Here is a 16,197-nt window from a genome sequence, read left to right on the forward strand (position 1 = left end):
AGCAATGAGACGGAACCCGGCGGAAGAGAGGATGATGCCGGTAATCCGTGGAGCAGATGGGGGAAAGTCAACCTTTTCAAGGAAAAGTTGACAGAGTCACTGAGGCGACAATTTTAGATACATTCCCATACTACACCGGGTCTGTGAAACCATCTCTCAGGGATTATGCCTATGATGCCATAATCGCTTTCATCAGAGAAAAAGTTGATGGAAGCTGTGCGGACGGAGTGGTCCTCGGGCTGAGCGGCGGCATAGATTCTGCCCTCGTTATGAAGCTGTGCTGCGATGCTCTGGGAAAACACAGGGTCGAGGCGTTACTGCTTCCGGACTCTGAAGTTCCGGGTCCCGACGAGAAGGATGCAGGCGAGTATGCAACTTCGCTCGGTGTACCGGTTCGGCGGATTGTGATAAGCAGTCAAGTCTCTCTCGTGGCAGGCGCGATAGGCGCTTCGGACGCCAGGGTGGTCGGAAACATAAAAGCGCGCGTGAGGATGATATTGCTTTACGCTGTTGCAAACATGCGTAACCTCAGGGTGGCCGGAACAGGCAATAAAAGCGAACTGCTCACCGGCTATTTCACAAAGTACGGTGACGGCGCTGTCGACTTTCTTCCCATAGGCGATCTGTACAAAACGGAGGTGAGGCAGCTCGCATCACAGCTCAAACTGCCATCCAGGTTTCTGGAAAAGAGTCCCAGCGCGGGGCTGTGGGAAGGGCAGACCGATGAGGGTGAACTGGGGATGCCGTACGAACAACTTGACAGCATATTGTTAGCTATGGAAAACCACATGTCTGCGCCTGAGGTTGTCAGGAGGACAGGCATCCGCAGTGACATCGTCGACAGGGTATTTTCCATGGTGGATAGCAGCAGTCATAAGAGGAGTGCAGCGCCGATACCGAAGATTGGCATAAGGGCTGTCGGAACGGACTGGTAGCGGGAAGCGGTATTGTGGACAGGACGGAAGTGAAAGTCAGCAGGAAAGACGTCATAGACGCGACCAGAGTTGTCTATCGCCACTGCATCAGGACGCCCCTGTTCTTTGATTACTATCTCTCCGGTAAACTGCGCGCGGACGTGTACCTTAAAATGGAAATGTTTCAGCCCGTGCGTGCATTCAAGATCAGGGGTGCCTCCAACAAGATGTCACATGTCACCGGGGATAGTGTAGTGACTGCATCCTCAGGCAATCACGGCCTCGCTGTCGCGTACGTGGCAAAGGCAATGGGAAAGAAGGCGGCAATTGTGCTGCCAGAAAACGTGAACGAATCCAAGCTGAGGCTGATAAAGAGTTTGGGTGCCGAGACTGTGATAAGCGGTCTGACGACCGATGACAGGATGGCCACCGCTGAACGGCTCAGCGAAACCAGGGGTATGACAATGATACCCCCATTCGACGATCCGCTGGTCATCGCCGGACAGGGAACAGCGGGCCTCGAAATACAGGCGCAGACCAGATGTGATTATGTGATATCGCCGGTGGGCGGAGGAGGCCTGATTTCCGGCATTGCTCTTGCCTACGACAATGTCAGCGGAACAGAAGTGATAGGTGCGCAGTCTGAGAAGTCAAGGTCAATGTACGAATCGCTCAGCGCAGGCAAGCCCGTGACCTCTAAGTCGGAAACTGTCGCTGACGGCATAGCCGTTTCAACTCCGGGAACACTCAACGTCGGCATACTGGCAGGACGTGTCAGGAGAATCCTGCTGGTCAGCGACGCTGAGATAATGTCGGCAGTGAAGGAGATGTGGCAGAACTCCAGAGTGCTCATGGAACCTGCGAGCGCTTCAACAGTTGCAGCACTGCTGAAGTACAGAAGAGAGATTTTCGGCGAGGGGGGACAGTCTGTTGCACTGATAATTTCCGGCGGCAACGTTTCCGACTCTCTGCTCAAGTCGCTCACTGAGTGAACCGTGCTGCAGTTTTACAGTTTATATCCTATTTTCCTCAGGAACTCTTTTCTGTCTTTGCGGTCCTTCTCTGTTTCCCGTCCGAGTGGCGATTCTCCGTCAATCACGCCAAGCACGGAGGCTGCGTCGCCTTCCCTGCCAACGACAACTCTCAATCTGTTTGCCGATGCGCAGTAAATGGTCGTGATCTCGCTCACTGATTTGAGCGAATGCATAACATTTACCGGGAAGGCGCCTTCAATGAGTATTACAAGCAAGTGACCAGCTCCAATCTTTTCTGCATTTTTTGCCGCGATGTCCGTAAGCTTCATGTCGTTGCCTTCCGTCCTGACCAGGCGGGGTCCGGAGGCCTCATTGAATGCTATGCCGAACCTTATGCCAGGTACCGCCGTCACAAGTGCCTCGTAAACGTCTTCCACAGTCTTTATGAAATGTGATTGAGCGAGTATGACGTTCGACGCGTCAGTCTTCTCCACTTCGACGATGTCCGTAATCATGCAGACCAATCATTGCAGAATGAGCTAATATGACTATTGTTTCTGAAAGACGCCCTGTTGAAAGACAGGAAAAGGTTTGCAATTCGATTTCTCAGTTTGATGCTCTCTGCTGCTGAGGAGTTGTGCCTCGCGCCCTGTTCCTCACTGAGTCCTTTATCTTCACGTATGCGACAATTACAAGTATGCCTGTTATGACGCCACCAAAAATCAGCTGGATGATGCCCAGGACCAGCGCCGGTGTTTCAGCTTCCTCGACCTTATCCTCTGCCAGTTTCTTGTATATCAGGAAGTAGTCAAGCAGTATCCACAAAAGGCCTATGAGGAAAATGCCTCCGAACACCACACCAAATATGCTTACTCCAACCGGTCCAGTAGTTGTTATAGTCCCACCGGGGTTTGTGGTTGTCGTAACGCCAGTGGTGATTACAGCAAGAGCTGCAACTGCAAAAATGCCTATCACGAAGAACACAACCTGCAATATTATCGCCACAAGCGTCAGTGTTTTTGCCGTGTTTGCATCGCTGTCTAACATGAACTGGCCTATTGATAGTGCAGTATAAAATTAATTCGATGAGACTCGAGTGCCAGCAAAAACCGCGGGGCACACTGGCTCCGACGCCCGTCTTCTTCAGACTGTCATCTCTTCCTTATTGTGCGCATAATGCATGATACCTTGCCGGTCGGCAACCAGCAGTCTTCTCAGATTAGTTTTATTTACTATTTCAGTTCTTGTGGTGACTGCATTTTAGCCCCGTAGTGTAGTGGTCAATCATGCGAGATTCTGGATCTTGCGACGGCAGTTCGAATCTGCCCGGGGCTACTCCGCGCACGTTCCAGCTGTGCGTCACTCGTGCCATTTTTCAATTCCTCATGTGGTTGAATAAATTCCATGGATTGTCGCGATGTGTAAGATCAATCAAGCTTTACGCGCAAACAGGCTTGCGCATTGATCGTGAGGGTATCGCTTCGCCACTCTTGTTTCAGCGGTAGCGTTTCCAGATTCAAATAGTTCAAATAATGGCTTTGATTGGAAAGTCACCGATATCCGGCGAATTGCGTATGAATGACGTAAAATCTGATAATTACAAGTGGGTAGTTCTTTCCAATACTACCATAGCAATGCTGATGGCCTCCATAGACACGAGCATAGTGATAATTTCCCTCCCCTACATTCTGCGCAGTGTCCTCAGGCACACACCCGGTGGTACAGCCCCGCTGACCTCTTCCGCTTACGCTATCGCCAGTGCAGATTCCTTTGTCTACGTAATATGGTCGTTGATGGGGTATATGCTCATTACTGCAACTCTCCTGATTTTCTTCGGCAGGCTTGCGGATCTGAAGGGAAGAGTGAAAATATACAACGCCGGTTTTGCTTTATTCACGATTGGCTCTCTGCTCGCCGGTTTTTCAGGCATAATTATACCTAATTCGCTAATCACCGAAGGCTTGCAGCTCGTGCTGTTCCGGTTGTTCCAGGCCGTCGGTGCCGCAATGCTCTGGTCAAATTCTGCCGCGCTTCTGACTGATGCTTTTCCATCAAACCAGAGAGGTCTCGCGCTGGGCACAAACATGGTATCGGGTGTGGGCGGAAGCATTCTTGGCCTTGTTCTGGGCGGCATAATTACTTCGGTGGCCAGCTGGAGATACATATTTTTCATCAATGTTCCTATCGGGATATTCGCCACAGTCTGGGCTTATAAGAGGCTGCATGAAGTTTCAAAACCGAGCCGTAACGAATCGCTTGATACAATCGGTGCCGTATTGTTTTCGGGCTCAATCGCATCCCTTCTGCTCGGTTCAACCTTCTACACCCTTGGCGGCATGACTGCAGGTCTGTCAGCCTCATCCGGCATTTTCTATTCGACGTTCCACCCATATCTGCTGTTAAGTTACGTTGGGTTCATTGTTTCCCCTCTGCTGATGGTCGCATTTGTCATCAACGAGTCGCATTTCGCCAAGTATCCTCTCATGAAGTTTTCGCTTTTCAGGAGAAGGGCATTTTCAACCGGTGTGCTGGCGTCAAGCCTGCTTGCGATTGGAAGGGGCGGCATAATGTTCCTCCTGGTGTTCTATTTCGAAGGTGTTAAGGGACTAAGCGCGTTTAACGCGGGGCTGCAGCTCATTCCAATGAGTCTTGGCTTCCTGCTTGTCGGCCCAATCAGCGGCGTCCTCTCTGACAGGGTCGGTTACAGGGGCCTAACTACCGCCGGTGTCATCCTTTCGGCGGTGGTGCTGGTGTTCCTCAGCGTTCTGCCCCAAAACGCGCCCCCGCTCGAAGTGTCAGGCGTACTGGCACTGGCAGGCATAGGCGGAGGACTTTTCGGCTCGCCCAATATCTCTTCTGTGATGGGTTCGATGAGCGCCAATGAGAGAGGGGTCGGCGCAGCGACAAATTCGACGATGCTCAATGTGGCAAGCATGATGGCGCTCACAATAGCATTTGTTTTCATCGGCACGACAGTCAAAATATCGAATTTCATAACACTCTTCGTCGGTACCGTAAGGAATCTTCCTGCATCCGTGGTGCAGAGTGCCGCCTATCAGGCCCAGTGGCGCACTTTCATGGGATCATTCCATTCGGTATTCGCCATTTTCAGCGTTGTAGTAATCCTGGCTCTGTTTCCTTCCATCCTGAGGCCAAAGGGAACTTCCCCCAATCTCGCAATCGAAACCTCATATGATGTTTCGGGAAAAGCCGAGGACAGCTGAAACCGTAATGCCTGTTATGTCATCGGCGTGTGATTTCTTTATTTATGACTTTACGTCTATTGCCGTGCTGAAATGATTGACAGAAAGAAGATGCAGGAAACGGTCACAGGGTACGAAGCGGAACGTGTCAGAGTGGGCGTACTCGGCTCTCATTCGGCAATTGATGTGCTCGATGGTGCAGCGCAGGAATCCCTCAGATCACTGGTTGTGCTGCAGAAAGGGCGCGATGCTGTGTACTCGAAATACCTGCGCAAGATAGGAGTGACTGGCGGAAAGGCGCGCAGAGGGATAGTCGACAGCACGATGACCTTTCAGAAATTCTCTGACATTCTGCATGAGACAAATATGGTAAAACTCAGGGAAAACAACACTGTGTTTGTGCCGAACAGGTCGTTTACATCATACTGCGGTATAGGCGACATCGAGGACAATTTTTCTGTCCCGCTATTCGGCTCCAGGAACTTGCTCAGGAGCGAAGAAAGGGAGGAGAAGGAAAATTATTACACTCTCCTTGAGAAAGCGGGCCTTCCTTACCCTGATAAGATCGATGCACCGTCAGACATAAATTTTCTGTCCATTGTGAAACTGCATCACGCGAAGAAAAAGCTGGAAAGAGGGTTTTTCACTGCGTCCAGCAGCGAAGAATATGATAGGAAGTCTGCCGCACTCATCCGTGCAGGCGTCATAGACAGCGACACACTCGCTCACGCCAGGATCGAGCGCTATGTCATCGGTCCGGTTTTCAATCTCGATTTCTTCTATTCGCCGCTGGAGGACGAAGGAGAGAAGCTCGAGCTGCTGGGCATCGACTGGAGATTCGAGTCTTCTCTGGACGGACATGTTCGCCTGCCGGCTGATCAGCAGCTCTCGCTTCAGGATTCACAGAAGATACCGGAATACACGGTGGTCGGGCACAACAGCGCAACGCTCAGAGAGTCGTTGCTCGACAGGGCATTTGAACTGGGGGAAAAGTACGTTGCCGCTGCAAGGAAGTATTACGCTCCGGGCATCATCGGCCCGTTCACGCTGCAGACCTGCGTGGACAAGGATATGGACTTTTACATTTACGACGTTGCGCCTAGGATCGGCGGAGGCACCAATGCGCACATATGGTCAGGCCATCCTTACGGCAATATGCTCTACAACACCAATGTCAGCACGGGCAGAAGAATAGCCATGGAAATCAGGCGTGCGGCGATCGAGGGAAGGCTTAGTGAAATTGTCACATGATTGTGCCGTCCGATGTTATGTGGCAGCGAACATGGCTGGTAGCACACAAAACGCTCATGTCTGTTTCTGGTTCTTCAACAACCTTTATTAAGTGGTAGCATTTAGTCCGCAAAAAGTTGTCTTCGAACACCAGTACATCTAGCGTCAGCGACTCCAGATGTACTCGAGGCATTCGGAGGAAGTATTAATGGAAAGCAGAGCACTAAGAAAGACAATGTCCATATTGCTCGTGATGATATTGGTTGTATCATCCGCAGCCGCGATATGGGCTGCAGCAAGCACGACAGGCGTCAAGCCTGACCAGAAGACATCCGCGGCGTCCCCAAACGGCGGGACCGGCAGCTACATTTTCGATGTGCAGGTGCTCGGCACCACAAACGGCGCGGTCTTTTCACCGCTGTCCAACGCCAACGTGTTCGTGACAAACACACATCATCCGTCGCAGTCATACAAACTTAATTTCAGCAGCTCTATAGGGTATTACATATACGGTGCTCCTACAGGGAGTCTCGCACCCGGTTACTACTGGGTGAATGCATCCGCACCGGGATACTTCACAGGCACCATACAGAAGCCTGTAAGATTCAACGACACTGCAAATGTCAACAGTCCTATAACGCTCTATAAGATCAGGAGTGCGGGAACAGCTGTCACAGTCACAGTCAACGGTGCCAGCGGAGGACTCAAGGGCGCATATGTCCAGTTCATTGAAAACGGACTCGTTTATAACAACAACTTTGGTGAAGGAAACCAGGTCCTCTATTCCGGATACACTAACAAAACAGGCGTACTCATTCTTACCGTCAACAACACATACAATTACACTGTTGTAGCGAGCATCAACAACTCAAATTCCACCTATGCCCAGAGTGATGTATTTTTTGCTCCTTCGTTCGCGACTCTTACTTCGCCAACTCCCTCTACCGTTACACTCACCCTTCCGTCCGCAGTCGACGTCTACGCAAGCATAGAGACGAGCTCAGGGACGGTGCCGTCAGGCATCACCGGATACATGCTTGCATATGCAAGCACATCCACGCCAATCCAGACGAGGCTGTTTTCTGCGAATGTGGTGTCCGGCTTCGCAACATTTTATGTTCCAGCAGGAAGCTATGTTATTGCAGTTAATGCGACCGGCCAGGCAACGTACTTGCACAACGTGACTGTACCGTCTGCAGTTTCATACCCATTGGGAACAATAACTCTTCCGAGCAAGTTTTCTTCATCTGCACCTCTGTCCTCGACTGCCATTTCATACTCACAGGCGTCTCCGAACTGGCGCGATTTGAACATAACGTTCAATCAAACGCTGGATGCAGGAAGCGCCGTGAATGGTCTTCCATATGCGTATGTCCCGAGTGCCAGGATGCAGTTCGCGCTGGCATTCAACAACGGCTATCCGGAAGTCAACGGTTCGACTGTGGCTGACGCGCTGTCCGCTATCACGAATCTGGGACCCGAATACACGACAACTTACAATCTCTGGTCCGTCAACTCTACCACATACCTGAGTAACGAATCGACCTTCGGTCTTCATATGCCAGGCTTCGCAGCAAGCTATGTGAACAGTTCGTCACCGCTGTCCATAGTGTCCTCCGATTCCTATTCCGCGCTGTCGAGCAGTCTTCTCGCCAACACCTCTTCATATTCCGGCACTTTCCTGGCACCGTTCAACAGCACTGAGATGCAGTTCATCAGCACTATTCAACTGCCGCCCGGTTTCGAACTGTCGTCAAATTCAACCAATGTGCCAAGCGGCGATGTAGTGGTTACGGGCTATAGAACCGTCACGGTTTACACGACCGTCACGGGCACCGGCTATGCTACCGTCTCAATGACTATCAAATCCGGTGAGATACCCGTGGTGAAGGCCGCGGCAGTTACGGGAACGTATTCCTATGCGTACATGAAGAGCGGCGTTGTGCAGTACTACATCATCAAATCCAGGACACCTATCAACTACACTGCACAGGGTTCATATGACCCGTCCGGCGGTCCTCTCTACTACTCATGGCACTGGAACAACACGAATTACAGCTCTTCCTACACAAACGCGTCTACGACTGTCGTGCAGCACGAATATTCGATAAATTACACGACACCGGGCGTGCTGATTAACATTACACTGACAGCTACGACCGTAACGGGCCAGAAGGCGAGTACGACCATTTCAGTGAGGATTGCCAACGACACAACGCTCAGCGCTGTGATAACTCCTGTCAACGGCAAGCTGAGCTCCGGCAGAATCTATGCCAACCAGGACGTCATGTTCACAGTGAACGGGCTGAAGTCCAAGGCGTCGATAAGTCCGGGCGACAACCAGGGCATAATCGTCTCATACAACTTCACCTGGGGAGACGGAGCGAAAAACTATACCGTGGTCTCCAACACCCAGTCAAATCTCAATGCATCGCACTCATATTCAAAGGCAGGCAACTTCACGCTCAACCTGACTGTCACAGATGAGGCCGGATTTACTGCACTCACAAGCATGACTGTCCAGGTCAACAAGACACTGAAACCGGTCGTATCGTTCATCGTGCGCAACAGCAAGTGGGTTTCCGCTGCAGGCAGTGTTCAGGAAAACACTACAGTGCACTTCAACGCTTCAGCCACTACAGATCCGAATTTCAACAATTCCGTGCTTCTGTTCGAATGGAACTTCGGCGATGCCCACAACATAACCAATTCGACGACAAAGGGCAATGCCTCTTACGAAAAATACCTCAACCTGACTGGAGCACAGGGTGGAATGAATGTTACGCACATTTACACTGCAATTAGCAGCACTCCGCTCACCGTTAATCTGACAGTCGTGGACCCGGCAGGCAACAAGGCCAGCTACACCTATGCGCTTGCCGTCACATCTCAGCCCAGACCTGATCTGCGCGTCATCAACATAACCTTCGGTCCGAAGTCATTCGTACAGGGAAGTGCAGGCAAGATCACAGTTTCTATCATCAACATAGGCAACGCCAATGCGACATCCCCCAAGGTGACACTCACCGCCATAGCATCGGAAAGCGGCGCCAAGACAAAGATTGGTGTGATTACAACATTCTACAACGGCACGAACAAGACGGCGGTATCTGTCATAAAAGCAAATGAGACCGTTTACGGCACAATCAGGTGGACGCCGACGACCTTCGGAAACTTCACGGTGAAGGCACAGACATCCGCAACGTACCAGCTAATATCCGCGCTGGACAACTCGGCCACGCAACCGATAAGCGTAAGCCAGTCACAGCTGCAGGTCTACGCGCTATATGCCGGCATAGTGATCATAATTGTGGGCATAATCGCTGCCATAGCACTGCGGAGAAGGATGCCGAAGAGAGGTTACGACAAGGGCAGGGATCAGCGCAAGGGCAAGTAACCGCACTGCGCAAAACGGATTGATTCAAACCTCTTCATTTTCACCTATTTTGTTCCGCCGCCCGGTCGTCCGCATTCAGCATGTTGTTTCGTGTGCTTACATAGAACGCGGCGCCTCTATGCCGAGGCAGTTCAGCGAAATGCTGAGCACCTGTCTTGTCGCATCCACCAGTGCAAGCCTGCTCATCTTCGTATCTGCGGGTGCCTTCAGGACAGAAACGAGGCGGTAAAACTGGTTGAACAGCGAAGCAAGCTCGTGCGCATAGACGGCTATCCTGTGCACCGCCATGGAACGTGCGACTTCCCCGAGTATGGACGGAAAGAGGGCCAGCTGCTTGCACAATGCGAGCTCGGCGTCCTCCGCGTAGGCGACACTGCCCGCACTCCATTCGCCGGCCTTCTCCAGTATGCTGCAGGCACGCGCATGCGCATACTGCACAAAAGGGGCGCTGTTGCCCTCGAAGTTCAGTGCCTCTTCCCATCTGAAGACGACTTTCTTCTCAGCCTGCAGCCTCACTATGTTGTAGCGCAATGCGCCGACGCCCACTATGGAGGCAATGCCGGACGCCTCATCGTCAGATATGTCCGGGCGTCTCTTCAGCACTTCCTCCTTTGCCTTTCTCTTCCCCTCCTCAACGATATCGTCGAGCAGAATGAATGAGCCTGCTCTCGTCGACATCTTGCCCTGCCCCGCAGGCAGCGTGACAAATGAATAGAAGAGAAATTCAGGCTCCCTTCCTGTGTCCAGAAGTTTCAGCGCGGCTGAGAGGAATCTTACGCCAAGCTTCTGGTCCTCTCCGAGTACATCAATGAGTCTGTCCGCCCTTGAAAACTTGTCAAGGTGATAGGCAATGTCTCTAGTCGTGTAAAGGCTTGTGCCGTCGCCTCTTGTGAAGTAGAATCTGTCCTCTCCGTCCTTTCCCCCGACCGGTATGTACCAGGCACCGCCTTCCTCCTTTGCTTCGGGAAGTCGCTTAAGCATCTCTATTACGCCGGCTACCTTTCCGCTCAGTATGAGGTCGCTCTCATATGAGTAAGTGTCAAGCTGCACATTGATGCCCGAAAGGCTCTCCTTTATGCCATCCAGCACATCGTCGGCAACCTTCCTCACCGACGCAACCGTTTCCCGATCCCCCGTGTCGAGCTTCCTCTGCATCTCCTGTATTTCCGCTGCACATTTTTCGTCTTTCCCGGCCAGCTCAGTGGCCCGGATATAGTAATCGACAAGCCTGTGATCTTTCTTGCGTCCGTCTTCTGCAGGCGCTTCCAGGTGCTGCACCCCCCAGACTAGCGTCGTAACCTGTTTGCCTGCATCATCGACATAGTACTCCGATTCGACTTTCATTCCGGCCTGGCGCATGCATCTCACGAGGGTATCGCCTATCAGAGCGTTTCTTGCCCTGCCGATGTGGATGGGCCCGTTCGGGTTTATGGATGTGTGCTCGACGATAATCTTTTCATTCTGCTGCGCAGACCTGCCGTACTTCTCTCCTGACGCTCCAATCGCTCCGACAGTTTCGGCAGCCAGTAAGACCGGATCAGCGTTGATGTTCAGATAACCGTTTTCGGCCCACATCTTCAGCTTCTTTCCGGTATAACCTGCAGCGATTTCGGCAGCGATTTCCTGAGGTGCTTTGCCCGCCGCTCTTGCGAGCGTGAAGCACGGAAAGGCAATATCAGCCCTGGCTGCCGGTATCTCCAGCTCCACCTTTGCCTCTGATTTGTATAATGAGGATACCTTTGCCGTGATGTAATGCCTCGCCTCTGTTACATAAGGTTCCATCGGATCCATGATCATGTTACCGTCCTGTACCTGAGTATGGCAGCAATGCCTGAAAAGGCGGTCATGAGCATCTTACCCTCTTCAGATTCGGAGGATATCAGTTCAACCTGCGTATCCATCTGCTCCGCTTTTTCAAAGAGTTCGTCAACGAGATCCTTCTCGCCCGTCATCGTGGTCTGGGCAGAACACTTCTCGCACGGCGGTGCAGTGCTGTCTTCGTCAGATTTTGTGACATTCATCACGTTACCGCAACTACTGCACGTATATTCCCTGATCATCTTCTTCAAACCCTCGCTTATGAGCAGCAGCGAAACCGCGCCGGCATTGAGTGCACCAACCACTTCTTTCAGGCCGTATGCACCCAGGCCGCTGTCCGGTTTCCTTATCTCTGACAGCAGCCTTTCGATGAGCAGTTTCTGCTTCATGATGTCCAGATCCTTGAGCCTTTCCCTCGCCTTCTCGACAAGCTCCCTTAGGCCATATTCGTCCGTGTATCCTGCGTCGAACGTGTCTATGACCTTCTTCTGCAGTTCGTAGTGCAGGTATCCTTCCTTGACAAAGAAGTCTTTTGTGCTGCCCGGTCCCCCGACAAGTATGCCGCTCAGATTCTTCACGTTCAGGAAGACATTGGTGCACACTTCGGCGACATTCTTGTAATACTCATTCGCGGCTATCTCAATGAGCCGCTCGAATCTGAGCGAAGACTGTCCTCCCATTCTGTGCTTGCTGGGCACCTGAGAGTGCATGTTTTTTGCCACCTGAATCGACTGTCCGCGCAGAAAGCCGATGGTCGCCTCCTTCCTGTCTATGACAATGAGGCCGTAAACGTCCTTGACCTCGATCATGCTGTTGAGCGGATCCAGATAGAAGCTGGAATCGCACCGGTACAGGAATGTCGGCACCGGTTCCGGCGGCTCTATCACGTGCTGAACCATCGTCGTCTGATCACTATTACCGTTTTTCGGGACAGTACCGACGAAGAATGCGATGCCGTTCTCGGGCGCGAGCATCTTGTATCCCTTCAGCCTCGACAGTATTGAGCTGATGGCGCTCTGGACGTTCTTCCTCGTGGACGACGACTTGATGTTCGAGGACTGCGACTGTTCCTCTCTCAGGTAGTTTGCCACGTCGGAAATCATTTTTCCTGCGGGCACATAGAGTGATATGAGCTCCGTTCCCCTGCCACGGTAAGCGGCAATCCTCTCTATCTCCCGTCTGAAGTCGTACCTCTGTTTTTCCGTAATTTCCATTTCATTCACGTCTGTTGATTTTTAATACTAAGAAAATCTCTCCCCATATGCCAAAAGTGCGTAGGAAGGACAGGTTGTCAAATGGTGCAGGAAAGAATTGCCATATCCATCGGCGGCTCTATACTGGTTCCGGATAACGAAGACATGTCATACATTAAACAGCTCGCCTCTACACTTCTCGATATGCTGCCTGTTTATAAATTTCTAGTAGTCTGCGGCGGCGGCAAGATTGCCCGTTACTATATAACGATCGGCAGGTCGCTAGGCGCAGACGAGTCTTCTCTAGATGAGCTGGGAATAGAAGTCACCAGACTTAATGCCAGACTGCTGATAACGGCGCTCGGCGACAAGGCGTATTACAAGCCGGCGGAGAGCATCGATGAGGCACGCCTTGCCTCAAACAGCTATCCGATTGTGGTCATGGGCGGAACGCATCCGGGTCAGACAACAGACGCGGTCGCCGCTCTCGCTGCCGAAAAGATCAAGGCTACGCGCCTGGTAAACGCGACATCCGTCGACGGCGTATACACCGAAGACCCCAAGACGAATCCGGCCGCGAAGCGGATAGACAGGATGACATTCAAGGAACTTCTCGAGAAAGTAGTCTACGCAAAGATGGAGGCCGGCTCCAGCTTCATTTTCGATCCGCTCGGTGCCAAACTGATAAGCAGGAGCAAGATTCAGACGGCCGTAGTGTTCGGCCGGGACCTGCAGCAGCTGTCCAATGCAATAAAGGGGCAGCCGTTCGTCGGCACGCTGATAACGTCTGCTCAACCGCCTTCGGATGCAGCCGCTAATTCCGGTTCCCCTTCACGCTAGTGTGCTGCTGCCCCGATCGCATCAGGGCTGTATGCGGCTGCCGTTGTTCCTTGGCGGCGCATCTGAGCCGTCCGTTATTGCAAGCCCCCTCTCCTCCAGAAGAGAGCATACTCTGTCCGCCTCTGCAGCAAAATTCCTGGATCTGTGCACTACGGCAACCGTTGCGCCGCCGCTCTTCCTGACGATCTCGTCTGCAACGACATCGTCCACCACGCCCAGTTGATGGTTCGGCACGAAATGGGAAAAGTTCAACTGTTTCTTCAGTGCAAGATCCGTGAAACGCGGGCAGTAATGCCCTCCGCCGACACCGACGGCCACCCTGCCATCTGCGTCGATGCCGTTGAGCAGCGTTGCCGCAAGGCGCCGCGCCGCATCCCGATCCTCCCACGCTGCCTGGTCGCTGCCAATCTCCGCGAACATTGCCGGCATGTCGACGAAGGGACCGTGATGAGTTGCTTCGAATGTCACCGCATACTTCGTATCCCTGAACGCGTCCTTCAGGCCCATAAGTCTCCCTGCCATGTACGCTGCGGGCGATGGAACCAGCAGCCGGTTCGTCCCGCCCAGCCTTGCTTCTCCGAAATTTCCCACAGGATGCAGCGTGACAGCAGGCGAGCCGCTCTCCGATCTGTGTGTTGAGAGAAAAACCAGTATATCCGGTCTCAGTCCGAAGAGTCTTGCAATCTCGTTGTCCACGTGCTCGGCATGGATGTGTATGCCGGGTATGGCCACGGCCGAACATCCGCCGCCTGAGTAGTGTGTGTATCCCTCTGCCTCGTCCTTCACCGACAGGGATGCCTGCTCGATGAGTCTGTTGCCTATGTTCATGCTTGCGACGTCCGCCGCCGAAATTATGTATGTGATGCCGTGCATGATGTGCACCGTCATTTCACGCCTACTCTGACATTCCTGTAGAGCAGCACCGCGAGTATGAAAATGAATGTCGTTTCTGCAACAAGTATTGCCTCCTCTCCCAGGAACGCGGTGTTGAAACTCGAAACATATCCAGCCCTGATTGTGTCTGTTATGTACGTGAGAGGATTCAAGACCATAATGTAACGAAGTGCAGCCGGCGTTCCCGCGGATATCGGATAGAAAACGGTGCTCGCGAAACCTGCAAGAAAGAGTATGATTACCTGTATGCTGTTATACATCTGATTCGACCTTGATTTGGCAGCCAGCGCCAGATTGAACGATCCCCAGAAGAGGCTTCCAAAAATCAGGCTGAATATGATTGCCGCCACTCCCAGGGCGGTGATGGACACGAGGGCACCGATAACCAGCGAGATGAGTAGCATGGCCAGCGCACCGAATATTGAAAGTGCCATGGTTGTGAATATGATGCCCAGAAGATACTCCGCTCTCGTGTAGGGTATGGAGAGTATCTGCTCAAACATGCCATACCTTCTGTCAGACCAGAGCATGCTTCCCGCTACGGAGCCGGCAGTCAGTGTCTGGAAGGCAATTATGCCCGGGGACAGGAAGCTGATATAGCTCACTGAATGTCCTCCCACAGAAAGGTTGCTTATTAGCGACCCGTACATGTAGCCCATGAAAATGAGATATATTGTGGGCATGAGGAGCAGGAAGACCAGAGTGCCGGGGTCCGTGTTCACCTGCACATTCCTTCTGGCGAGTCTGTACGCATTCATCAGGTCCATCAGGATGCCTCCACGCTCTCTTTGACGGTGTGGAGGAAGACCTCTTCAAGCGTGACCGGATGCACATTGAGCCAGTTGAGATGGAGTCCGTTTTTTAGCGTTAGATCAACGATTCTCCTTAACGTTTCCTCGGGTTCATTGCCTACAATTCTGAACGGTTCTCCGGGGCCGGCGGGCTTCTCAATTCTTACGCCGTCAAGGCATGCAAGGGCTGTCTCTATGACGGATTGCTCCTCCCCGAACGAAGCCTCGACCGTCTTGTATCCCGAGTATCTCCTCTTCAGCATGGAGACTGTGTCATCCGCAAGTATTCTCCCTCTGTCGATAATTGCGACACGATCGCAGATGTAGTCGGCCTCCTCCAGATTGTGCGTCGTGAAAAATACGGTGAGTCCTTCCGCCGCACGCCCTTTCACCATGTCCAGTATCTTTCTTCTCGTCACGGTGTCTAGACCAACTGTGGGTTCGTCAAGAAATAGCAACTCCATGTCATGCATGAACTCTCTGGCTACCTGCACTCTCCTTCTCTGTCCGCCTGAAAGATCCCAGAGTCTTTTCCTCCGCTCCTCTTTCAGCTCAAAAAAATCAAGGAGTTCCTCTGTTCTGCTCTTCCTCTGCTCTCTGCCTATGCCCCAGAGGGCGCCATAGATATCCAATGCTTTTTCCACCGTGGTGAAATCAAATGAATCGTCCTGCAGGACAACACCAATCCTGCGCCTCAGCGCCTTCCCCCCGGTCCGCACGTCCGTGCCGAGCACCTCCACCTTTCCGGACGTGGGCTTGACGAGCGTCGTGAGCACCTTTATCGTAGTCGTTTTCCCTGCACCGTTCCTGCCCAGGAAGCCGAATATCTCTCCCTTCCTTACGCCAAAACTCGCACCGTCTACAGCATACTGCCTGTCGTTGTAGGTGTATCTGAGCTCCTCTGCATTTATCACAAATTCTTCTGTCACGTTTAGCACTCGTC

Annotated in this window: 13 protein-coding genes and 1 tRNA gene; 7 read left to right on the forward strand and 7 right to left on the reverse strand. The window is 52.3% G+C overall.

Annotated features, from left to right (window positions below; translation table 11 throughout):
• The first annotated feature begins 56 nt into the window (after positions 1 to 56).
• Entirely contained in the window at positions 57 to 935 is an 879-nt protein-coding gene (locus KIS30_07375; protein MBX8646560.1) for an NAD+ synthase, read from the forward strand.
• Between the two features lie 14 nt (positions 936 to 949).
• Positions 950 to 1,906 (forward strand): threonine/serine dehydratase, encoded by a 957-nt coding sequence (locus KIS30_07380; protein ID MBX8646561.1) that lies wholly within the window; start codon positions 950 to 952, stop codon positions 1,904 to 1,906.
• A 14-nt stretch (positions 1,907 to 1,920) separates the two neighbouring features.
• On the opposite strand, the gene KIS30_07385 is transcribed toward KIS30_07380, so the two are convergent.
• Positions 1,921 to 2,403: an adenosine monophosphate-protein transferase gene (locus KIS30_07385; protein ID MBX8646562.1), complete on the reverse strand. Its 483-nt coding sequence runs from the start codon at positions 2,401 to 2,403 to the stop codon at positions 1,921 to 1,923.
• 91 nt (positions 2,404 to 2,494) lie between these two features.
• Complete coding sequence (locus KIS30_07390) at positions 2,495 to 2,935, reverse strand: hypothetical protein (protein MBX8646563.1); 441 nt, start codon at positions 2,933 to 2,935, stop codon at positions 2,495 to 2,497.
• 215 nt (positions 2,936 to 3,150) lie between these two features.
• Between KIS30_07390 and KIS30_07395 the strand changes: the two genes are divergently transcribed.
• The 4 genes from KIS30_07395 (at position 3,151) to KIS30_07410 (ending at position 9,718) form a co-directional block, all read left to right on the forward strand.
• Positions 3,151 to 3,223: transfer RNA gene (locus KIS30_07395), tRNA-Gln, on the forward strand.
• 239 nt (positions 3,224 to 3,462) lie between these two features.
• Complete coding sequence (locus tag KIS30_07400; GenBank protein MBX8646564.1) at positions 3,463 to 5,112, forward strand: MFS transporter; 1,650 nt, start codon at positions 3,463 to 3,465, stop codon at positions 5,110 to 5,112.
• Positions 5,113 to 5,184: 72 nt separating this feature from the next.
• Complete coding sequence (locus tag KIS30_07405; protein ID MBX8646565.1) at positions 5,185 to 6,342, forward strand: formate--phosphoribosylaminoimidazolecarboxamide ligase family protein; 1,158 nt, start codon at positions 5,185 to 5,187, stop codon at positions 6,340 to 6,342.
• Between the two features lie 187 nt (positions 6,343 to 6,529).
• Entirely contained in the window at positions 6,530 to 9,718 is a 3,189-nt protein-coding gene (locus KIS30_07410; GenBank protein MBX8646566.1) for a PKD domain-containing protein, read from the forward strand.
• Positions 9,719 to 9,814: 96 nt separating this feature from the next.
• Here the strand turns inward: KIS30_07410 and KIS30_07415 are convergent, their stop codons facing one another.
• Together KIS30_07415 and prf1 are read right to left on the reverse strand one after the other, a co-directional pair.
• Positions 9,815 to 11,515, reverse strand: a complete 1,701-nt coding sequence (locus KIS30_07415; GenBank protein MBX8646567.1) for an arginine--tRNA ligase — start codon at positions 11,513 to 11,515, stop codon at positions 9,815 to 9,817.
• On the reverse strand, positions 11,512 to 12,750 hold the full coding sequence (gene prf1, locus KIS30_07420) for a peptide chain release factor aRF-1 (GenBank protein MBX8646568.1): 1,239 nt from the start codon (positions 12,748 to 12,750) through the stop codon (positions 11,512 to 11,514). Before prf1 ends, KIS30_07415 begins: the two co-directional genes overlap by 4 nt.
• An 81-nt stretch (positions 12,751 to 12,831) precedes the next feature.
• On the opposite strand from prf1, the gene pyrH reads away from it, so the two are divergent.
• On the forward strand, positions 12,832 to 13,569 hold the full coding sequence (gene pyrH, locus KIS30_07425; protein MBX8646569.1) for a UMP kinase: 738 nt from the start codon (positions 12,832 to 12,834) through the stop codon (positions 13,567 to 13,569).
• Positions 13,570 to 13,590: 21 nt separating this feature from the next.
• Here the strand turns inward: pyrH and KIS30_07430 are convergent, their stop codons facing one another.
• Genes KIS30_07430 through KIS30_07440 form a run of 3 tightly spaced genes read right to left on the reverse strand, consistent with a single transcriptional unit; the run spans position 13,591 to position 16,183 of the window.
• Entirely contained in the window at positions 13,591 to 14,442 is an 852-nt protein-coding gene (locus KIS30_07430; protein MBX8646570.1) for a hypothetical protein, read from the reverse strand.
• 11 nt (positions 14,443 to 14,453) lie between these two features.
• Positions 14,454 to 15,230, reverse strand: a complete 777-nt coding sequence (locus KIS30_07435) for an ABC transporter permease (protein ID MBX8646571.1) — start codon at positions 15,228 to 15,230, stop codon at positions 14,454 to 14,456.
• Positions 15,230 to 16,183: an ABC transporter ATP-binding protein gene (locus KIS30_07440; GenBank protein MBX8646572.1), complete on the reverse strand. Its 954-nt coding sequence runs from the start codon at positions 16,181 to 16,183 to the stop codon at positions 15,230 to 15,232. Before KIS30_07440 ends, KIS30_07435 begins: the two co-directional genes overlap by 1 nt.
• Positions 16,184 to 16,197 lie beyond the last annotated feature (14 nt).

This window comes from Candidatus Sysuiplasma acidicola (genome assembly GCA_019721035.1).
In the GTDB taxonomy this organism is placed as follows: domain Archaea; phylum Thermoplasmatota; class Thermoplasmata; order Sysuiplasmatales; family Sysuiplasmataceae; genus Sysuiplasma; species Sysuiplasma acidicola.